At 61.0% G+C, this 19,939-nt stretch carries 15 protein-coding genes; 8 read left to right on the forward strand and 7 right to left on the reverse strand.

Annotation, left to right across the window (positions count from 1 at the left end):
- Together NJLHNGOC_RS07135 and NJLHNGOC_RS07140 are read left to right on the forward strand one after the other, a co-directional pair.
- Positions 1–3,231, forward strand: a 3,231-nt coding sequence (locus NJLHNGOC_RS07135) for an autotransporter outer membrane beta-barrel domain-containing protein (RefSeq protein WP_113595766.1), incomplete at its 5' end; no start/stop codon positions are given.
- A 100-nt stretch (positions 3,232–3,331) separates the two neighbouring features.
- Positions 3,332–3,916 carry an invasion associated locus B family protein gene (locus NJLHNGOC_RS07140; protein ID WP_239021390.1) on the forward strand — a complete coding sequence of 195 codons (585 nt, stop codon included), beginning with the start codon at positions 3,332–3,334 and terminating at the stop codon, positions 3,914–3,916.
- 316 nt (positions 3,917–4,232) lie between these two features.
- Here the strand turns inward: NJLHNGOC_RS07140 and NJLHNGOC_RS07145 are convergent, their stop codons facing one another.
- The 5 genes from NJLHNGOC_RS07145 to pxpB form a co-directional block, all read right to left on the reverse strand.
- Complete coding sequence (locus NJLHNGOC_RS07145; protein WP_408890661.1) at positions 4,233–5,495, reverse strand: MFS transporter; 1,263 nt, start codon at positions 5,493–5,495, stop codon at positions 4,233–4,235.
- 67 nt (positions 5,496–5,562) lie between these two features.
- Entirely contained in the window at positions 5,563–6,486 is a 924-nt protein-coding gene (locus NJLHNGOC_RS07150) for a DMT family transporter (RefSeq protein ID WP_113595768.1), read from the reverse strand.
- Positions 6,487–6,655: 169 nt separating this feature from the next.
- Complete coding sequence (locus NJLHNGOC_RS07155) at positions 6,656–7,423, reverse strand: LamB/YcsF family protein (RefSeq protein ID WP_113595769.1); 768 nt, start codon at positions 7,421–7,423, stop codon at positions 6,656–6,658.
- A complete protein-coding gene (locus NJLHNGOC_RS07160; RefSeq protein ID WP_113595770.1) occupies positions 7,420–8,442 on the reverse strand; it encodes a 5-oxoprolinase subunit C family protein in 1,023 nt (340 codons plus the stop codon). The genes NJLHNGOC_RS07155 and NJLHNGOC_RS07160 overlap by 4 nt, the downstream gene beginning before the upstream one ends.
- Positions 8,439–9,119, reverse strand: coding sequence for a 5-oxoprolinase subunit PxpB (gene pxpB / locus NJLHNGOC_RS07165; protein WP_113595857.1), 681 nt, complete (start codon positions 9,117–9,119; stop codon positions 8,439–8,441). The genes NJLHNGOC_RS07160 and pxpB overlap by 4 nt, the downstream gene beginning before the upstream one ends.
- A 354-nt stretch (positions 9,120–9,473) precedes the next feature.
- Between pxpB and NJLHNGOC_RS07170 the strand changes: the two genes are divergently transcribed.
- From NJLHNGOC_RS07170 to NJLHNGOC_RS07185, 4 genes are read left to right on the forward strand one after another with little or no spacing between them, the layout of a single operon-like run.
- Positions 9,474–10,229 carry an SDR family oxidoreductase gene (locus NJLHNGOC_RS07170; protein ID WP_113595858.1) on the forward strand — a complete coding sequence of 252 codons (756 nt, stop codon included), beginning with the start codon at positions 9,474–9,476 and terminating at the stop codon, positions 10,227–10,229.
- On the forward strand, positions 10,226–10,711 hold the full coding sequence (locus NJLHNGOC_RS07175) for an acetyl-CoA carboxylase biotin carboxyl carrier protein (protein WP_239021391.1): 486 nt from the start codon (positions 10,226–10,228) through the stop codon (positions 10,709–10,711). Before NJLHNGOC_RS07170 ends, NJLHNGOC_RS07175 begins: the two co-directional genes overlap by 4 nt.
- Positions 10,708–12,075: an acetyl-CoA carboxylase biotin carboxylase subunit gene (gene accC / locus NJLHNGOC_RS07180; protein ID WP_113595771.1), complete on the forward strand. Its 1,368-nt coding sequence runs from the start codon at positions 10,708–10,710 to the stop codon at positions 12,073–12,075. The genes NJLHNGOC_RS07175 and accC overlap by 4 nt, the downstream gene beginning before the upstream one ends.
- On the forward strand, positions 12,072–12,530 hold the full coding sequence (locus NJLHNGOC_RS07185) for a hypothetical protein (RefSeq protein WP_113595772.1): 459 nt from the start codon (positions 12,072–12,074) through the stop codon (positions 12,528–12,530). The genes accC and NJLHNGOC_RS07185 overlap by 4 nt, the downstream gene beginning before the upstream one ends.
- Positions 12,531–12,750: 220 nt before the next feature.
- Here the strand turns inward: NJLHNGOC_RS07185 and NJLHNGOC_RS07190 are convergent, their stop codons facing one another.
- Entirely contained in the window at positions 12,751–13,953 is a 1,203-nt protein-coding gene (locus NJLHNGOC_RS07190) for a pyridoxal phosphate-dependent aminotransferase (RefSeq protein ID WP_113595773.1), read from the reverse strand.
- 225 nt (positions 13,954–14,178) lie between these two features.
- Between NJLHNGOC_RS07190 and NJLHNGOC_RS07195 the strand changes: the two genes are divergently transcribed.
- Entirely contained in the window at positions 14,179–15,678 is a 1,500-nt protein-coding gene (locus NJLHNGOC_RS07195) for an aspartate ammonia-lyase (protein WP_239021392.1), read from the forward strand.
- A gap of 4 nt (positions 15,679–15,682) precedes the next feature.
- Here NJLHNGOC_RS07195 and NJLHNGOC_RS07200 read toward each other — a convergent pair whose 3' ends face one another.
- Positions 15,683–16,621: a LysR substrate-binding domain-containing protein gene (locus NJLHNGOC_RS07200; RefSeq protein WP_165837870.1), complete on the reverse strand. Its 939-nt coding sequence runs from the start codon at positions 16,619–16,621 to the stop codon at positions 15,683–15,685.
- Positions 16,622–16,996: 375 nt separating this feature from the next.
- Here NJLHNGOC_RS07200 and NJLHNGOC_RS07205 point away from each other — a divergent pair, with 375 nt between their 5' ends.
- Positions 16,997–19,489, forward strand: a complete 2,493-nt coding sequence (locus NJLHNGOC_RS07205) for a TonB-dependent receptor plug domain-containing protein (protein ID WP_113595861.1) — start codon at positions 16,997–16,999, stop codon at positions 19,487–19,489.
- Positions 19,490–19,939 lie beyond the last annotated feature (450 nt).

The raw sequence follows: 19,939 nt of genomic DNA on the forward strand, positions 1-19,939 counted from the left end.
GGGACGGAGACGCTGTCGGGGGCGAACACCTACACCGGCCCGACCACGGTGGCGTCGGGCGCCACTCTGCAGCTTGGTGCAGGCGGGGCATCCGGCTCGCTTGATGGTACATCCGGTATCAGCGATGACGGGACACTGGTCCTTGACCGTTCCGATGCTTCTACCTTGGCGGCGCCAATCTCTGGCACTGGTGCGCTGGTGCAGCAGGACAGCGGCGTGACAACCCTGACCGGCACCAACAGCTATAGTGGTGGGACGACCATTGCCAACGGTACGCTGGCGGGCACGACCACGAGTTTTGGTACCGGCGCGATTACCGATGATGCGGCGCTTGATATCGATGTCGCCAGCACGGATACGGATAGCCTGGCCAACACGGTTACGGGCAGCGGCAGCATGACCAAGACCGGCAATGGCACGCTGGTGCTCGATAATTCAGCCGACAGTTATGGCGGTGGCACGACCGTAAGTGCCGGCACGTTGCAGGTTGATGGTAATGAAAGCCGGATCAGCGGCACGACAACGGTTGCATCGGGTGCGACCCTGTCCGGTGTCGGCACGATGGGCGGGGATGTCGTGATCGCCAGTGGCGCAACGCTGTCACCTGGAGATGGCAGCAATAGCGTCGGTAATCTTTCCATCGGTGGAAACCTGATCGAAAATAGCGGAGCCATCGCGAATTTCGATATGGGACAGGCGGGCACCGTTGGCGGAAAGTATAACGACCTGGTCAGTGTCGGCGGTAACCTGACGATTGCCGGGACCCTCAATGTCAGCCAGAGTGCGGGTGGTGATTTCGGGCCGGGTGTATATCGCCTTTATGATTATGGCGGAACACTGACCAACAATGGCGTGACGCTTGCCGGGACGAATGAAACGCTGCAGACATCTGTTGATAATGAAGTCAACCTGGTCGTGGCCGCCGCCGGTACGGCGGAGCAGTACTGGGATGGTGCCAATGTCAATGGCGACCATGGCAGCAACGGTACGTCCGGCAATGGGCAGGTCGATGGCGGCAACGGCGTTTGGACCGCACCGGGCGGCAGTGGCGATGGCAACTGGACCAGTGAGTCGGGGGTGGGCAACACGCCCTCCACACAGGGTGCGTTTGATATATTTGAAGGCAAGGGCGGCACTGTCACCGTTGATGACAGCAGTGGCGACGTGACGTTGAGCGGGGCGCAGTTTGCCAATTCGGATGCCTCCAGCGGTGCGAAATACGTCATTACGGGTGATACGCTTTATTCGTCGGGCTCTGACCTTACGCTGCGCGTGGGTGACGGTACGGCCGCAGGCGCGGATACGGTTGCGGAAATCGATTCCAAGATTGACGACAGCAAGGTCGCTGGCGGCACGACCCTGACCAAGACCGATGGCGGCACGCTGATCCTGGGAGGTGACAACAGCTATAGCGGCGGCACCGATATTCAGGGCGGCAGGCTGGTTGGTACGACGTCGAGTTTCGGTACCGGTGCGATCGATGACGAGGCTGGCGCGAACCTGACGCTGAACCAGGATACGGACGGTACGCTCAGCAACGGGCTGAGCGGTTCCGGTTCGCTGGTGAAGGACGGTTCGGGAGATGTCACGATTGCCAGCGATGATTCCGGCTTTACCGGGAATACCAGTGTCAATGATGGCACCCTGACGGTCGATGGCTCGCTGGCGAATTCCAGCGTGAGTGTCGCCGGGGGCGGGACATTGGCGGGCACCGGCACCGTGGGGTCAACCACCATTGCCGATGGGGGCGTCCTGTCGCCTGCGGGCGGCAATGCGCTGGGGATCCTGACGGTTGATGGCAACCTGAACATGAACGCGGGTTCCACCTATGTCGTCAATGGCGCGGCAGCGGGACAGAGCGATCTGGTGTCGGTCACCGGTGGGGCGACCCTGACGGGTGGCACGGTGGAGTTCACGGTTCCGGATGGCACCACGCTCAAGCCCGGAACCGAATACACCATCCTGGCGACCCAGACCGGGGTGACGGGACAGTTTGCTGGTCTGTCAACCAACCTTGCGGATGCCTATACCTTCCTGTCGCCTGAACTGCTTTATACCGCTGACGACGTGGATATTACGCTGGGACGTAACACGACGACCTTTGAATCCGTTGCAAATACGCGCAATGAACGTGATGTGGCGTCGGTGCTGGATGGCATGAGCGGTAGCAATGCTGTGGTTTCGGCGATCGATCAGTTGAATGGTCAGCAGGCGCGTCGGGCGTTCGATGCCCTGTCGGGCGAGATCCATGCGTCTGCCCGGACCGCGCTGATCGAGGACAGTTTCTATGTCCGCAATGCCGCGATCGACCGCCTGCGCAACGCCTCGTGCGATCCTGGCGCCGATGCCAACCAGAAGACGGCGACCCTGAAGGGGCGCAGGACGGATGGCACCTGTCAGCAGGACCATGTCACGTTGTGGGGCGAGGCCTTTGGCTCATGGGGGCATAATTCCGGTGACGGCAATGCCAGCGGCATGAACCATTCGGTTGGTGGGTTCGTGCTCGGAGCGGATGCGCCGGTATTCAATACATGGCGTGTCGGCGGCCTGGTCAGCTATGGCCGTTCGACATTCAATTCGGAAGGGACCGATGCCTACGGGCACAGCAACAACGTCACGCTTGGTGGCTATGCCGGGACGCACTGGGGACATCTGGCCCTGCGGATGGGCGCCACCTACACCTGGGCGATGCTGTCCACCGGGCGCAGCGCTTCTTTCCCCGGGTTCTATGAAAAGCTGAACAGCAGCTATAACGGTGGTGTGGCGCAGGGCTTTGGCGACCTGGGGTACCGTTTCGATGTGGGCAATACCGCAATCGAACCGTTTGGTAACGTCGCCTATGTCAACATGCAGACCGACAGTTTCCATGAACATGGCGGGCCGGCCGCCCTGAATGGTCGGGCTATCGATACTGGAACGACCTATTCCACCTTTGGTGTGCGCATGTCCTCTGTCTTCCATGCCGGCCGCGTCGTGCTGGTGCCCGAAGGCAGTCTGGCCTATCGCCACACCTTTGGCGCGACGGTTCCCACCACGCGGGAGGCCTTTGCTGACGGCAGCAGTGCTTTTGATGTCGCCGGCGTGCCCCTGTCACGCGATGCGGCAGTCCTGAATGCAGGGTTGCGCGCCCGTCTGACGGGGCGGCTGGAACTGGGCATTGCCTATATCGGCCAGTACGGCAACCGGTCAGTCGATAGCGGCCTGCGGGGGCGGTTCTCCCTGAAGTTCTGATCGGGCAGCGGAAACTTTATTTTGGTCAATCTACATCTGGCCGGACATCTTGTGCCGGCCGGATTTCTGTATGGGATGTCGAATAATGAACTGGAAAATCATGGCAGGCTCCGTGGCCGCCCTGGCTATTCTCGCCGTTGCGGGGACAGAGATTGCCCAGCACGCGACAGCGTCCACATCCACGCCTGCCTCCACGACCAGGGCCGCCGCGCCTTCCATCGCAGCACCGGACACGCATCTGCTGCCTGGTGGGGCGACGTCCATCAATGAAACCTATCAGGACTGGCGGGTTATCTGCCAGCAGACTGACAAGCGCGCAGGCTGCGTTATGGTGCAGCAGATCATCGACAGGAAAACGCACAGGACGGTCATGAATATGGAATTGTCCCCCGATCAGCAGGGACTGCGCGGTATTGTCGTGCTTCCTTTTGGGCTGGATCTGGGCAAGGGCGTCACGATGAAGGCGGACAATGCGGCTGTGGGACAACCCGTTGCCTTCAGGACATGTCTGCCGTCAGGATGTATCGTCCCATTTACATTTGACACATCCGTCCTTGCACGCCTGCGGACCAGTAAAGCCATGCAGATTGCAGCCGTTTCCGCAAGCGAACAGAATATTGCCTTTCCGGTGTCCCTGAATGGCTTTGCCAATGCATTTGACCGGATCAGATCAATCAGGAAGTAGGGTCCCGATTTTTCAGAAGACTGTTTCACGGGTCTGTTTGTGAAACATCTTATAAATCAGAAGGAAGTTTCAGAAGGTAGCTTTAGAGGAAAGCTGATACGCACACTGTTTTTTAAAGGGATACCCTGAAACTTCCGTTTCCGTTCAGAAGGCCGATATCACAAAAGTCGTGCTTACAGGCTGTTTGAAAAAGTAAATCCAATAATATTCAGGAATCATAAAAGTTTTTGGCAAAGCTGTTTGCGAAAAGCTTCAGAAAGATGCTGTCTTTAAAAAAGGCAGCACCCCCAAAAAATTATGATCCTCAAACAGTCTTTTATGTCGCGTGTTCATCCATCCGGATCGGGGCACGCACCATGGCAAGCGAAAGCAGGGCGGCGATAATCAGTGCCAGCGCGCACATATACCATGCCATGTCAAAACTTCCGGTCCATGAGACGATATATCCGGTCAGGATGGGCGAAAGCAGTCCCAGCGAATTGCTGCATGTCAGTGTAACGCCCGTTACAGAACCCATTTTCCGTCCATCCTGCACCATATCGGTCAGCAGTGCGGTATTGGCGCCATTCGCCGCCATAAGGCAGGCCAGCGCGCCAGACAGTACAAGCAGGATGGGCGTCATGGTATGGAAATGCGGCAGCAGCCCGATTGTCGCCGCCCCGACAAGGCAGATCGCAACGACGAAACGTCGATGGGGCGGATGGATGCCGTTGCGAAAGACAAGGTGTTCGAGTATGCGCCCGATAATGACCGCGCCAACAGCCGCCACCAGATAGCACAGGGCCGTGCTGTTGCCGGTGCCGGTAATGTTGATGTGCAATTCGTGGATCAGGTACAGCGGCATCCACGACATGACCAGAAAGTTCAGGTAATTCTGCGTGCACTGCACGACCAGTATCCCCACGAAGGAGGAAGAGCGGAACAGGTTGCGTATTTCCCGGATCGAGATGGGCTTGCGCCGGGGGGCGTCCGACGTTTCCTTCGGGTTGCGGTAAATCAGCCACCATGCCAGCGCCCATGCGATGCCGATGCCGCCCAGTGTCATGAACTCGCAACGCCAGCCGAAAAAGGTGATGAGGTAGGCCCCGGCAATCGTGCCGCCGGCAAGGCCCAGCTGCATGCCGGTCAGCAGTATGGTCATGACCGATCCCCGCTCCTGCGGCTGTGCCCAGTTACGGACAACGGTCGCCCCCACGCCAAAGGTCGGCGCCTCTCCCACGCCCAGCAGGACGCGGGTGAACAGGAACTGCGTGATGTTCTGCGCCATACCGCCCAGCAGCATGGCGAATGACCATACCCCCACGGCAAGGCTGCCGATGGCGCGCGCGCCCACCATATCGAGCACGATGGTCGATGGCAGGTTGAGCAGGAAATAGGACCACAGGAAACTGGACGAAACCCAGCCCATCTGCACCGGGGTGAGGGAAAATTCCTTGCCCATCGTCGGCAGGGCAATGGAAAGCGCGGCACGGTCGCCATAGCTGATGGCGTACATCAGGAACACAAGAAAGAAAAATACGTAGCGGGCGGGAATTGCGCGCCTGCTTCGGGCCTCGGTAGGGGTTTCACCTGTTGTCACGATCCGGGACTCCTGACGTGCCATGGATTTACAGGAAGGAAAGGGCGCATTGCGCGCGGACATGTATTCAGGGCGGCGTGCCCGTGGCGGCATCCATTGTTCCTTCGGCCACGGCCTTGCGTTTCGCGGGGCGGTCATGGCGCAGCATCCAGACGCCGGACCCGATGATCAGCAGCCCGCCGATCGCCATCGCGCCGCCGGGCATTTCCCCGAAGCCGAACCATCCGATAAGCGCGGCCCACAGCAGCCCTGAATAGGCAAACGGACCAATGGCGGAGACCTGAGCGGATGCGAACGCTTCGGTCTGCAGGACCTGCGCGATACCGGCGAAAGCCCCCACGGCGACAAGGCAGGCAGCCTCGCCCGGACCGGGCGTGGTCCAGATGAAGGGAAGGGGAAGCGCAGTCATGACCGTCATCAGGATGGCCTGCCACAGGGCGATCGTGGTGCTGGCTTCCGTGGCGGAAAGCTGTCGGATCTGCATGGTGGTCAGGGCGCCCACCGCGCCCTGGGCCAGCGCCACGAAATAGGCCCAGTACGGAACGGTGGCGTCAGCGCCATGCAACAGCCCCTTGCCCAGCGCGACCACGACCACGCCGGAAAACCCGATCGAAACCGCAACCCACCGCTGGAACGATGGCCGTTCATGCAGCAGCGGGATGGAAAGCAGGACAAGGAACAGCGGCTGCGTATAGGACAGGACCTGCTGTTCCGCCAGCGGCAGGCGCGTTACGGTTATCACGACCATGATCATGCTGATCAGCCCGATGACCGAACGCAGCACATGGCCGCCAAAATGATGCGTTTTCAGAACGATACCCGTGCGTGCGGCGATCAGCAGCACAAAAGGCAGGGAAAACAGGTTGCGGAAGAAGATGATTTCAAGGGCGGGAAGGGTCGATCCCGTCAGTTTCTGCAGGGCGTTGAGGGCGGCAGTAAAAAATGTCGCGGATGCCAGAAGTAATGCGCCACGTTTCAGGTCATGCTTCATTTTGTCCGTACCTCAATGCACGACATGGACGGGGGCGTTTCATGAAGGATCAATGCCGGCCATAACCCCTTGCGTATTTCACGTTACGACAACGTAACGCAGCGCGCGCATTCCACGTTATAGAAGTTCGTTGCGGGGCAATAAGAAATTCTTATGGCTGCGGAACGGATCAGTCCCTGATCTGGCACGCCGGGGTCAGCACGCCGCCACTGGCCTCGATTTCCGCGCGGATGGCACGGGCGAGTTCCACGGAGCCGGGTGTGTCGCTATGTACCAGGATGGACTGAGCCCTGACCGGCAGGCGCAGACCATCGATGGTGGTGACGGACCCATCCTGCAGGAACTGGTTTACGCGCGCGCGCACCTTCGCCAGGTCATGGATGACAGCACCCGGCTGTCCACGCGGCACCAGCATGCCCTGTGCCGTATAGGCCCGATCGGCAAGGAAAAGGGTCTGCGCCCGCAGCCCGGCCTTCGCGGCGGCGCGCTCGGTCGCCTGGCCGGGCATGCAGAACACGCTCAGGTCACGGTCCAGCGCGGCAATGGCACGGGTCAGGCGCAGGGCAAGACCTTCATCCGCATTTGCCATGTTCCCAAACGCGGCATGATAGCTGACATGCGTCACCCGATGGCCGTGGCGTGCTGCGATGCCCTGCAGGGCGCCGATCTGGTAACACAGCATGGATTCCATGTCCGCATCCGAAACGGCCATGGCGCGTCGCCCGAAACCGAGCAGGTCCGGCAGGCCGGGATGGGCGCCGATCCCGACGCCCTTTTCCTTTGCCAGCCGCACGGTGCGGTCCATGATGGCATAGTCGCCCGCATGAAACCCGCAGGCGATATTGGCCGAGGAAACCGTATCCATCAGCCCGTCATCGTCGGCGATGCGCCAGCGGCCAAAGCCCTCGCCCATGTCGGAATTGAGGTCGATCTTCATGCCTTGTCTCCTGACTTCGCGCCAGTTCTGCCCCCGGCGCGACGATGGGCGGAACTGCGATAGTGGGCAGCCATCATGCGCAGATCATCAAGATAGGCATTGACCGGCTGCATGGCCGCCACCCCCTGTTCAAAGCTGCATTCATGGAACTGGATGCGCGTGCCGATGCGGGCCTGCGCCAGATGCCACAGGTCAGCCTCGATCACGGTGGCGATGCGGGGATAGCCGCCCACGGTATTCGCATCGGCCAGCTGCACGATCGGCTCGCCCGCAGGCGGGACCTGCACGATGCCGGCGACCACGCCATAGGAACGCAGCTCAACCTTGTGACGCAGCGTAAGTGGCTCGCCCGACAGCCGGTAACCCACGCGATTGCTCTGCGGCGTGATGCGCCAGTGGACGTGCCACAGCCGTTCCTGTGCCTCTGGCGTAAAAAGCGTGTAATCGGTCGCGGGCATGGCGCGCAGGTGAATCAGCCGGGCGTCATCCCTGTCGGTCGCGGTATCAAGGGCCACAGTGGGGGGCAATGCGCCATATCCCGCGACATCAAGAGCGATGCCGCCGCTGCGGAGCGTGTCGCCAGCCTCCAGCGGGCGGCCATCCAGCCCGCCGAAGCCCCCGCGCAGCTGCGTGCTGCGCGAACCCAGAACAGCCGGGACATCAATCCCGCCCGCAATACAGATATAGCCGCGCGCGCCCTGCCGGGGTGGCCCCACGCGCAGGACCTGCCCCGCCGCCGCCGTTTCGACCATCCACGGCAGGATGGCCCGGCCGTCGAGTTCGATTTCGGCGTCGATTCCGGTCACGGCAAAGCTGCCCGCGGTGTCAAAGCGCAGCACGAATGGATAGGTCTGCAGTTCGATGCAGGCATCATCATCCTGATTGCCCAGCAGGATATTGCCCGCCCGCAGGGCGATGGGGTCCATCACGCCCGATGTGCCCACGCCCAGGTTGCGGTACCCGGGGCGCCCCAGATCCTGCACCGTGTTCAGGGCCGATGTTTCAAGGATCGTAATCACAGCTCTATGCTTTCCGGATAAAAGCGGATGCGATCGCCAACGGCAAACAGGGCGGGCGGCTGCCGGTACGGATCGAACAGGCGCAGTTCGGCATAACCGATGGAATTCCACCCGTTCGGCCCCGTCAGCGCGGAAATGCCCGCCTGCATGCCGCCGATGATGACGGTCCCGGCTGGCATGTTCAGCGATGGCACGGTCTTGCGCGGGGTCGCGATGCGCGGGTCCAGCCCATGCAGGTAGCCAAAGCCCGGCGCGCTGCCGATGGCGCAGACCGTGTATTCGCTGCCATGGTGGATTGCGATGACTTCTTCCGGCGACAGGTCCGCATGGGCGCATACGGCGGCAAGGTCTTCGCCCAGTGCGCCGCCATAGCGCACGCCGATGTCGAACAGGCGACCTTCGATATGCCGTTCAGGCAGGGTGTCCCATGCATGGCGCAGCCATTCGGCCACGGCCTGCGGGCTTTCGGGCGGGGCAGAAAAGATCAGCATGAGGTTGGTCACGCCGGGGATGAGTTCCTGCACGTCCGGGCGGGCCTGTGCCGCATCCATCAGCGCCCAGATCCGGCGCTGCTGCGCCATGGTGAAGTCACCCGGTGCCTCGAACAGCATGGCGCGGGTGCCGATCATGCTTATGGCAGGGGCCGCGCCCGCACCATGCTCCGCATCGTTCTTCATGTCCGTATTCAAAATACACAGTCCCCGCAACAGTGCTGGTTATATCCTGTGAATGATGGGCTTCGGAATAAAACCGGAACCGTAACAAAACAGGATTTTGCGGCACGTGGACGCCTGTCGTGAAAATATGGTCGTTTCCGTAATGATGACCAGTGCAATTCTGGCTGTGAGGCCATCGGATAATCTTATGGATCAAGGTGATAACCGGCCATCGCAATTTGTTATGGCGTGAGAACGAAGTGTTGTTGGTGCGGTTTTCACGCATTGGGTAGCATGCGACGATCATGTTGCCGGCCGGTGTTTTTTCGGGGGCGCGTGGCGTTATTTTTACTGTTTGGGATCGGGTTTTCCATCATGGGCCATCAGCCGTACCGCACCGCACTTGTCACTGGCGCTTCCTCTGGCATCGGGGCGTCGATCGTCCGCCGCCTGGCCGGAGAAGGGATCGAGGTGCACGCCATCGCGCGTGACGCGGCGCGGCTTGAGGCGCTGTCGCGCGAAACCGGGTGCGTCGTGCATGCGCTGAGCGTGTCGGATCAGGCCGGGCTCGAGGCCCTGATGAAGGGGGTGGAAATCGACATCCTGGTCAACAATGCCGGGCAGTCGCGCACGGGCAACATCACCAACACGACGGTGGAGGATATCGACGCGCTGGTGGACGTGAACCTGCGCGCGGTGCTGCAGCTGACGCGCCTTGTTCTGCCGGGGATGATCGAACGCGACCGGGGGCATATCGTCAACATCACCTCGATCGCCGGGCATTACGCGTTCGCGGGTGGCAACACCACCTATCACGCGACCAAGGCGGGGGTGCATTCGCTGTCGCAGCAGCTGCGCTGTGACCTGTTCGGCCGGCACATCCGCGTGACCGAGGTTTCACCCGCGCGGGTGGAAACCGAAGTGTTCGGCCGTCTGATCGGAAACATGGAAGAGGCGAAGAAGCGTTTTTTTGATGAGTATGATTCGCTGCTGCCCGAGGATATCGCCAATGCGGTGGCCTTTGCGGTGATGTCGCCGCAGCGCATGAATGTCAGCTTCATGGAAGTGCTGCCGACCATGCAGGTCGTGGGCGGCCTGAACTTCGCCAAGAAGACATCCGGACCGGCGTGAGGGACGTGGACCTCGCATATGTCAGGCGGCTGATCGACCTGCTGGCCCATGCTCCGGTGACGGAGCTTGAGGTGGAGGAAGGCGGCTGCCGCATCCGCATCACCCGCGCGGGCGCGCAGGCCGCGGCCACGACCACCGTGGGGACCTCGGACCCCATCCCCGCCGATACCGCTTCCGCCCCGGATGTTCCCCGGACGGCGGCAACGGACGGCCCGGCGGGTACGACGGATGGCACATCCGGGGAGGACGGGGCGGTCATCACGGCCCCGTCCTACGGGGTGCTGCACCTGTCACCCTCTCCCGGCGCGGCGCCTTACGTCACGGTGGGGCAGGACGTGCAGGTCGGACAGGAAGTGGCGTTGGTGGAGGCAATGAAGGTCTTTGGCGCGGTCCGCGCGACGGTGGCGGGCAGGATCGCGGCCGTCCTGGTGGACGATGGCGCCGAAGTGGAGGCAGGCACCCCCCTGTTCCGGCTGGCATGAGCGGGACCCCACGTTTCAGCCGGGTGCTGATCGCCAATCGTGGCGAAATCGCCCTGCGTATCCAGCGCGCGTGCCGCCAGCTCGGGCTGGAAACGGTGGCCGTGCATTCGGAGGCCGACGCCGACAGCCGCCATGTGCGCGAGGCCGACATCGCCCTGTGCATCGGTCCCGCCGCCGCCGCGCGCAGCTATCTCGATCCCGACGGGATCCTGCTGGCGGCGCGGCTGACGGGTGCGCAGGCCATCCACCCCGGCTATGGCTTCCTGTCGGAAAACGCTGATTTCGCCGATGCAGTGGAAAAAGCGGGCCTTGCCTTCATCGGGCCGACGGGCGCGTCCATCCGCATGATGGGCGACAAGATCACCGCCAAGCGCGCGATGCGCGAGGCCGGGGTGCCCTGTGTTCCCGGTTCTGACGGGCCGCTGCCCGCCGACATGGACGCGGTCAGGGCCATCGCGCTGGAGGTGGGATTTCCCGTCATCGTCAAGGCATCAGGCGGTGGCGGCGGACGCGGCATGCGCGTGGTCGAGCGCGAGGCGGACCTTGCGCAGGCGGTCGCCCTTACGGCGGAGGAGGCGCGGCAGGCCTTTGGCAATCCGACGCTGTATCTCGAACGTTTCATGCAGAAGCCACGCCATGTGGAGATCCAGGTCCTGTGCGATACACACGGCACGGCGCTGTGGCTGGGGGCGCGCGACTGCTCGTTGCAGCGCCGCCACCAGAAAGTGCTTGAGGAAGCTTCGGCACCGGGCATCGCGCCGGAGATGATCGCGCAGATTGGCGAACGCTGCGCCGAGGCATGCCGGCGCATCGGCTATCGCGGCGCGGGCACGTTCGAGTTCCTGTATGAGGACGGGGTGTTCGCCTTTATCGAGATGAATACCCGCGTGCAGGTCGAACACCCGATCACCGAGGAGACGACGGGCATCGACATCGTGGCCGGGCAGCTGCGCGTGGCGCAGGGCGATCCTCTTGGCATCGCGCAGGCGGATATCGCGTTGCGGGGACATGCCATCGAATGCCGCCTCAATGCGGAGGATCCGTTTACCTTCGCGCCTTCGCCCGGCACCATCACGCGCTGGGACCTGCCCGGCGGGCCGGGCATCCGGGTCGATACGCATGTGGTGGCGGGCTATACGGTGCAGCCCTATTATGACTCGCTGATCGGCAAGGTCATCAGTCATGGCGCGACCCGTGCGGAGGCGATCGCGCGGATGCGTGTGGCGCTGTCGGAAATGCGGGTGGAGGGGGTTTCGACCAACATCCCCCTGCATCTGGACCTGCTGGCGGACCCGGCGTTCCAGCAGGGTGGGGTGGATATCCATTACCTTGAACGCTGGCTTGCGCAAAGGACGGCATCATGAGCAACCGCCCCGAACATCTGCTGCCGCCCTTTGAAAAGCTGCCCGCCCCCGAGGAGATTGAACAAATTGCGCAGTGGCTGGCGCAGGCGGGGCTGGAGGGGCTGGAACTGTCGAATGCGGCGGCGGGGCTGAAGCTGCGCATTCGCGTGGGGCAGGACGCGGTTCCTTGCGTTGTCGCCCCACGGGACGGCGCTGGCATGGATGGCGGGGTTGGCACGGTCGCGGTGACGGCCCCGTATTTTGGTCATCTGTGCCTTGCGCACCCGTTGCGCGATGCCCCCTTCGCGCCTGTCGGGGCGAGGGTGGGGAAGGGGGATGTGGTGGCACTCCTGCGCCTCGATACCCTGCTGCTTCGCGTGGTTGCCCCGGTGGCGGGCAAGGTGACGGAGGTTATGGGCCAGCACGACGTGCTGCTGGGTTATGGTGCGGAGATCATGCGCATCCGTCCTGACTGAGGGGATGTGTCAGGACCGTTGATGAAAAAAAGCCGGGGCTTCTCCTTTGGAAAGTCCCGGCTTTTTTTGGTTCAGGCCCTGGAGACGGTCTGAAAATCATAGGGAAGTTTTTGGTGAAGCTTTTTATCTAAAAAGCTTCGAAGAACGCCGCCTTTCTGAAAAAAGGCGGCACCCAAAAATTCTTATTATTTCTATAAAGATTTTATTTCGAATGGTTTTTTTACTTCAGCCCGTCAATGAAGGCTGCGATCCGGCGGCAGCCTTCACGCAGGGTGGCCGTGTCGGTGGCATAGGAAATACGGAAGAATGGGCTCATGCCATAGGCCGCCCCCTGCACCGACGCCACCTGCTGTTCCTCCAGCAGCGCCATGACGAAATCGGCGTCGGTGGCGATCAGCCGCCCGCCTGCCGAGGTTTTGCCCATGCAGCCGCTGATGTCGGGATAGACATAAAAGGCACCCTGCGGCGTATGGCACTGCACGCCGTCAATGGCGTTGAGCAGGCCGACCACAAGGTCACGCCGGGCCTGGTATTCGGCAGCGCGATCCTTGAGAAAATCCTGCGGACCGTTGAGCGCGGCGACGGCCGCCGCCTGCGCCAGCGTGTTGATGCCGCTGGTTGACTGCCCCTGCATGTTGTTCATGACCGCGATCAGTTCGCGCGGCCCGCCGCAGTAGCCCACGCGCCAGCCGGTCATGGCATAGGCCTTGGACACGCCGTTGACGGTCAGGACACGTGGCTTCAGGCGGGGCTCGACCTCGGCGATGGTGGAGAAGGTAAGGCCGTCATAGATCAGGTGTTCGTAGATGTCATCGGTCATGATCCACACATGCGGGTGCTTCAGCAGGACGGCGGCGATGGCCTCCAGGTCCGCGCGGGGACAGCACGCGCCGGTTGGGTTGCCGGGGAAGTTGAGCACCAGCCATTTTGTTTTGGGCGTTATGGCGGCCTCGAGCGTCTCGGCCGACAGGCGGAAGCCGCTTCCGGCGGGACAGGGCACGGGCACGATGCTGGCCCCGGCAAGGCGGGCAATGTCGGCATAACTGATCCAGCTTGGCGTCGGGAGCACGACCTCGTCGCCCGGATTGATGGTGGCCATCATCGCGTCAAAGATGATCTGCTTGGCGCCGTTTGCCACCAGGATTTCGTCAAGCGCGTAATCAAGGTGGTTTTCGCGCTGGAATTTGTCCTGCACCGCCTTCTTGAGCGCGGGCTTGCCATCCTGCGGCGGGTATTTCGTATCGCCCGCCCGTGCCGCGGCAATCGCCGCCTCCACCACGTGTTCAGGCGTGGGAAAGTCCGGTTCGCCCGATGACAGGCTGACAATCCTGACACCTTCCGCCTTCAGCACCGATGCCCTGTCGGTCATCGCGGCGGACGCCGAAATCCCGATCCCATCCAGTCGATCCGCAAACCCAGACATCAACCCTCATCTCCATTTTCTAAAATCCCATCATTCACCTAAGGCCTTTTTCCCCGTTCTGGATACCGACGAAAATCGTCTGGCCCCATACAACAATCATATGAGGGAAAGAGGCGCCCTGGCCCCTAGGATCGACGGGAAGGCAGGGATGATGCGGGTTCAGGCAATGTTTCTGGATCGCAAGGATCCGTGTCTGTGGCATTGTTTGAACGTGGATGGATCGAAATGACCAATATGCCTCCCCCAGCGACAGCTTCCACGAACCGTGTGCCTGCTGGTCAGGCCGGGCCTGCGGTAGGGGAGGCGCGGGCGTCCGGAGGTCGTATCGAGCGTGACCTTCTGGGGAACGTCACGATTCCGGCTGGTGCGCTGTGGGGCGTGCATACAAAGCGCGCGCTTGAGAATTTCCCCATAAGCGGCACGTCAATCGGCACGTTCGGGGAACTGGTGCAGGCGCTGGTAACCGTCAAGCAGGCGTCGGCGCGTGCCAATTTTGTGCTGGGGTATCTGGACCGGACGCGCGCCGACGCCATTGATGCCGCCTGCCGTCAGATACTGGCCGATCCCGCCTATCGCGATCAGTTCGTTGTGGATGCCATGCAGGGCGGGGCGGGGACCTCGACCAACATGAATGCCAACGAAGTCATCGCCAACGTCGCCCTTGTACTGATGGGTAAAGAGTCGGGTGCGTATGCCGTGCTGCATCCCAATGACCATGTCAATATGGCGCAGTCCACCAATGACGTATATCCCACGGCGCTGCGGCTGGGCATGTTGCAGGCGGTTGATCCGCTGCTCGTGGCGCTGGAGGGGCTGCGTGACGCGCTGGATGAAAAGGCAAGGGCTTTTGCCGGGATCCTGAAGGTGGGGCGCACGCAGTTGCGCGATGCCGTCCCCATGACGCTGGGGCAGGAATTCGGGGCGTTCCGTGCGGCCATTGCCGCTGAAATCCTGAACGTGAAGGAACATGCCGCAGCTTTCGAACAGGTCAACCTGGGGGGGACGGCCATCGGGACGGGCCTGAATACGGATCCGCGTTATGCCCCGACTGTCATGGCGGAACTGCGTCGCCTGACCGGGCGGCCGATGGTCGGTTCGCCCGACCTGATCGAGGCGACGTCCGATGTGGGGGCTTTTGTCCTCTTTTCCGGGGTGCTCAAGCGGCTGGCGCTGAAACTGTCAAAGATGTCCAGCGACCTGCGCCTGCTGTCCAGCGGGCCACGGACGGGGCTGGGCGAAATCGTGCTGCCGGCGGTGCAGGCCGGTTCCTCCATCATGCCGGGCAAAGTCAATCCCGTCATTCCGGAGGCCGTCAATCAGGTGGCCTATCTGGTGGCAGGCCATGACATGACCATCACCATGTGCGCCGATGGCGGGCAGCTGCAGCTTAATCCGTTCGAGCCGATGATCGGCTACTGCCTGTTTACCTCCATCAGGATACTGCGCGCGGCGATCGAAACCCTGACGACGCGGTGTGTCAGCGGCATCATGGCCGACCGGGAACGTTGCCAGTATCTGTCTGATATCAATATCGGGATCGTCACGGCGCTGGTGCCGGTTCTGGGATATGACACGTGTTCGGCCATTGCCAGGCGTGCCCTTGCCGAAAACCGCAAGGTGACGGACCTGATCGTGGAGGAAAAACTGCTCTCCCCCCAGCGTCTTGCGCAACTGCTGCGTCCGGACGCGCTGACCACCCCGAACGTGGGGCGGCAGGCGGGATGATCCGTCAGGCGGAAGGGCGCGTTCCCGGCCAGTTATGCGACGCGGCCATTGCCTTTGCCAGATCGATGAGCAGTTCGCGCACGGCAACCGATGCTTCCGTTTCAGGGATGATTTCAGGAACGCAGAGCGACACGTCCTCCTGAATGATCGGATTGTGCAGCGGACAGATGCGCGACTTGCCCGGCACCACGATCCGGCTGGCGACGGACCATGGCAGGATGGTGCTGCCGATGCCTGCCTCTATGGCCCCCTGCAGGGTGATCAGCGCCTCGATCTCGGCGACGATGCGCGGCGTCAGCTGCTTGCGCATGAAGGCCATGTCCACGCTCTTGCGCACGAAGTTATGTGCGGGCGGCAGCAGCAGGGGAGTGTCGGCTATATCCGCCAGTTGCACGGCTCCGGTCTCATCCCTTGGGAAGTCCAGCGACTGCGGTGCCAGCAGGAAGAATTCCTCCTTCATCAGGGGTGTGAAGATCACCCCCTTGATCGGCCCGGCGCCGTGGATGACGGCCATGTCCAGCCGCCCTGTCATGATCAGTTCGCTGTAGATGTCATCAAAGCTTTCGGTCAGGTGCAGCGTAATGTTGGGCAGGCGTTCCCGCACGAGCTGCAGCAGCTTGACCGACAGCGTGGATCCCGCGCTGTAGGGGGACAGCCCGACCGAGACCTTGCCCACCAGCGGACCCACGCCCTGGGTGATTTCAACCATGGCCCGGTCGAACTGCTTGGTCAGGGTCTGCGCATGCCGATACAGCTCCATCCCCGCCGTGGTGGGTGTGACGCCGCTTTTGCTGCGGATGACGAGCTTCTGTCGGAAGGCATTTTCAAGGGTTGCCAGTTGTTGGCTCAATGCGGGCTGGGCGATGTTGAGGAGGTCAGCCGCACGGGAAATGCTGCCGAGGTCGATGATTTTAACAAAAGCCTGCAGTCGCCGTATATCCAACTGGAACTCCATGATTTTTATGGGGTAAAGGCTTTACTCTATTGATAATACATATTTTTCTTTGATTGTCAATAATATTGCCCTGCGTCGGGGGCGGGCATTCCGGAAAATCGGCATGTCCTGCATGCGGCTTCCCGCGGGGAGCGGGATCCGGTTTCGAAACAAGTTCGACGATACTTGCGATGCGTGCATCGAAAGCGCGATCGTTTTGAAAAAATACGAATAATTTCAATTGTATGATCGTATTTTTCAGAAAAAAACCGCTGTGGGGAGCAACATATCAATAATCCATATGACGCCAAATCATAACGAATGCGCATCATAAGTTTGCGCATATTCGTGACGGACATTCGGCGAGTTCCAGGGGGAATGCAGATGGCGGGCCTATCAAAGCGGAAGTTATATCTGGCTGCGGGGGTAGCTTTCGGCACGTTTGTGCCGGTGGTGGGCAAGGCCGCGACGACGACGGTTGCCGCCCCTGGAACACATTACAAGGCGGATGCCCGCAAGAAGACGACGGCCACGAGCCATGTCCAGGGACATGCCAAGGCTGCGGGCCAGATCGCGGCCGCCAGACCGGAAGTCATCAATGTGGGCGGGCATTCGACAAATTCCGTGTTCTCGCCCGGCGCAGCACGGCACAGCACCACGCAGGTGACGGTCGTCACGGGCGAGGAACTGCTCAAGACCGGGCAGAGCAACGTGCTGTCCGCGCTGGCGCAGGCCAATCCGGCCATCACCACCGCGGCCCTGCCGGGCGGTGGCGCGAGTTCCTTTGTCCAGACCATGCAGCTGCGTGGTCAGTCACCTGACGATACGCTTATTCTGGTGAACGGCCATCGCCGTCATATCGGGGCGAACTTCAACTCCAACGCGGGCACCAACTGGGGCAGTGAACCGGCCGATATCTCGCTGATTCCCATCACGGCGATCGATCATATCGAGGTCATCACCGAAGGGGCATCGGCGCTGTACGGACAGGACGCCATCGCGGGTGCCGTCAATATCGTGCTGAAGCGTGACACGCACGGGGGCACCATCAATTTCAAGAACAGCGGTTATTATGCCGGTGATGGTCAGGCGCTTGACGGTTCGGCCAATTATGCCATGGCGCTGGGGAACAAGGGCGGCTACCTTGATCTTGCGGCACAGGTCACCCATCAGCTGCCGACAACGCGGGGCGGTGATTTCTATGGCACCATGTTTGCTGACCCCGTCCGCAATGCCACGGCGGATCGCGACGTGCAGCGCGGGCTGGGCCTGCCCAAGAGCACGCTTGAAACCCTGAGCGAAAACATGTCCATTCCCGTGACGCACGGGTTCAGTTTCTACAGCACGTCTACCTTCTCGCACCGTCGGGCCAACGTGCCGGAAACATTCCGGGCCAATTCGGGTTCCGATATATGGATCAATCCGTCACTTTATCCCAATGGTGACCAGCCCTACATCACCATGGACCAGTATGATTTCGAAACGGATAACGGTATCCGTGCGCGCAAGCTCGGTTTCGCATGGGATGCTTATGTAACCTATGGACGTGATGAGCAGACATACGGCACCAAGGATTCCGAAAATGCGTCGCTGACGGGGGATGCTTACACTTACAACCCGACGCAGACATCCTTTTATGATGGCAAGTCGATCTCCTCCGAGCTGACGGCCGGGCTCAAGGGATCGCGTTCGTTCCATACCGGTCTGCTGCCCCGGGATATCAATCTGAAATTCGGGGCGGAATATCGCCACGATACCTTCCAGATGACCGAAGGCGAGACCGCGTCATGGGGCGGGCAGGGTGCGACGGATCACCCCGGCAACGTGCCGATGGCGGTTACGAACCAGAACCGTGACGTGTACGAAGGTTTCATAAACCTTGATTTCTACATAACGAAGAAATGGGAATGGACGTTGGGAGGTCGTGTCGACAGCTACAACAACCTGGCCACTGTCGCGACCGGGTCCGTTGGCACGCGCTACAACTTCAACAAGCGCTGGGCGATCCGGGCCAATATCAATTCCGGGTACCGTCCGCCGACGCTGGGTGAAATGTCCTATTTCTATTCCGCGCCCTATCCCGGCTACACCGTGGATCAGGTACCGGCCAACAGCGCCATTGCCAAATATCTTGGCGCGGGCAACATGAAGGGTGAATACTCCCGCAGCTATACGATCGGGCTTGATGCGACGCCCGTGAACGATTTCCACATCACGGGCAACCTGTATTACATCGCGATCAATGACCGTCTGGGCAGCACCCAGTCCTATACGGTCAATCAGAATGACACCACACTCAAGGAACTGCTGGCGCAGGCCAACATTTCAAGCGCGACATCGCTGTCGTACTATGCCAACCTCTATAACACCCAGACGTTTGGCGGCGACCTGAGTGCGGATTACACCCTGCATACGCGCGGGTTCGGCAAGTTCCGGTTTGCCATGGGCATCAACTTTTCCGATAACGAAATACGTTCCGCCCGCAGCAACCTTGTGAATGAATACACAAAGGAAATGGTGCTGCATTCCGCCCCGAAAAACCGGGAGCAGATCAGCGTGAACTGGCAGTACAAGAAATGGTCGGTTTTCGTGCAGGAAATGCGTTACGGCTCCATTACCTACATGGCCGCGCCGACCGGTCCGGGTTCCGTGCCGTTTGAGCAGAACCCGGCCTTCATCACCAATGTCGAGGTCAATTACAAGCCCGTGCCGCGTTGGACCATCGGGGTGGGTGCCAATAACATCGGTAACAAATATCCGACCCGTATTGCCAGTTCGATTGCAAACTCGCAGCAGGGTCTTGCAAAATATGCTTCCTACTCCCCCTACGGGTTCAATGGTGGCATGTATTATGTCAAGACGTCCCTCGATTTCTAAGGGATTCTGAAATGCAGGAAATGTTGCAACCGATGGCTACAGGCTGAGTGGTATGCAACACGTGAAGATGACGGCATGAAGACCTGCGGGTGCTGAGGCTTGGCGTTTTTTCGTCCTGAAGAGCCTGTGGCCTCGCATGTCCCATGCAACAGGTCGCCCAACGATCCGGTGACGGGGCAGTGGAACAAAACCCGTGTTTTTGCCCCGGATGATCTGGCGGTTTCAGGGGCAGTCCGTCGATTCTGGCTGCCCCGACCAGATTTTCGCTTGCGGATCCCTGATCGATAATAGGTCGTCCTGATACTGTTCCCCCATCGAAACCTGAATGGTGGCTGTCAAATGCCGCCCGCATCCGGAAAACTTTCGGGGCATCCCTATGGAAGGGTAGCGTCCGGTTTGGATGGTCGTTTGTCAGGACAGTGCTGTTGCATGGCGGAAGTTCGGACTCCC

It is taken from the genome of Novacetimonas cocois (genome assembly GCF_003311635.1).
GTDB lineage: Bacteria > Pseudomonadota > Alphaproteobacteria > Acetobacterales > Acetobacteraceae > Novacetimonas > Novacetimonas cocois.

Excerpts from the sequence above, each read along its gene's own strand:
- NJLHNGOC_RS07140 (WP_239021390.1), top strand. The coding sequence starts at position 3,332 with ATGGCAGGCTCCGTGGCCGCCCTGGCTATTCTCGCCGTTGCGGGGACA.
- NJLHNGOC_RS07150 (WP_113595768.1), bottom strand. The coding sequence starts at position 6,486 with ATGAAGCATGACCTGAAACGTGGCGCATTACTTCTGGCATCCGCGACA.
- NJLHNGOC_RS07155 (WP_113595769.1), bottom strand. The coding sequence starts at position 7,423 with ATGAAGATCGACCTCAATTCCGACATGGGCGAGGGCTTTGGCCGCTGG.
- pxpB (WP_113595857.1), bottom strand. The coding sequence starts at position 9,119 with ATGAAGAACGATGCGGAGCATGGTGCGGGCGCGGCCCCTGCCATAAGC.
- NJLHNGOC_RS07170 (WP_113595858.1), top strand. The coding sequence starts at position 9,474 with ATGGGCCATCAGCCGTACCGCACCGCACTTGTCACTGGCGCTTCCTCT.
- accC (WP_113595771.1), top strand. The coding sequence starts at position 10,708 with ATGAGCGGGACCCCACGTTTCAGCCGGGTGCTGATCGCCAATCGTGGC.
- NJLHNGOC_RS07185 (WP_113595772.1), top strand. The coding sequence starts at position 12,072 with ATGAGCAACCGCCCCGAACATCTGCTGCCGCCCTTTGAAAAGCTGCCC.
- NJLHNGOC_RS07190 (WP_113595773.1), bottom strand. The coding sequence starts at position 13,953 with ATGTCTGGGTTTGCGGATCGACTGGATGGGATCGGGATTTCGGCGTCC.
- NJLHNGOC_RS07195 (WP_239021392.1), top strand. The coding sequence starts at position 14,179 with ATGACCAATATGCCTCCCCCAGCGACAGCTTCCACGAACCGTGTGCCT.
- NJLHNGOC_RS07205 (WP_113595861.1), top strand. The coding sequence starts at position 16,997 with ATGGCGGGCCTATCAAAGCGGAAGTTATATCTGGCTGCGGGGGTAGCT.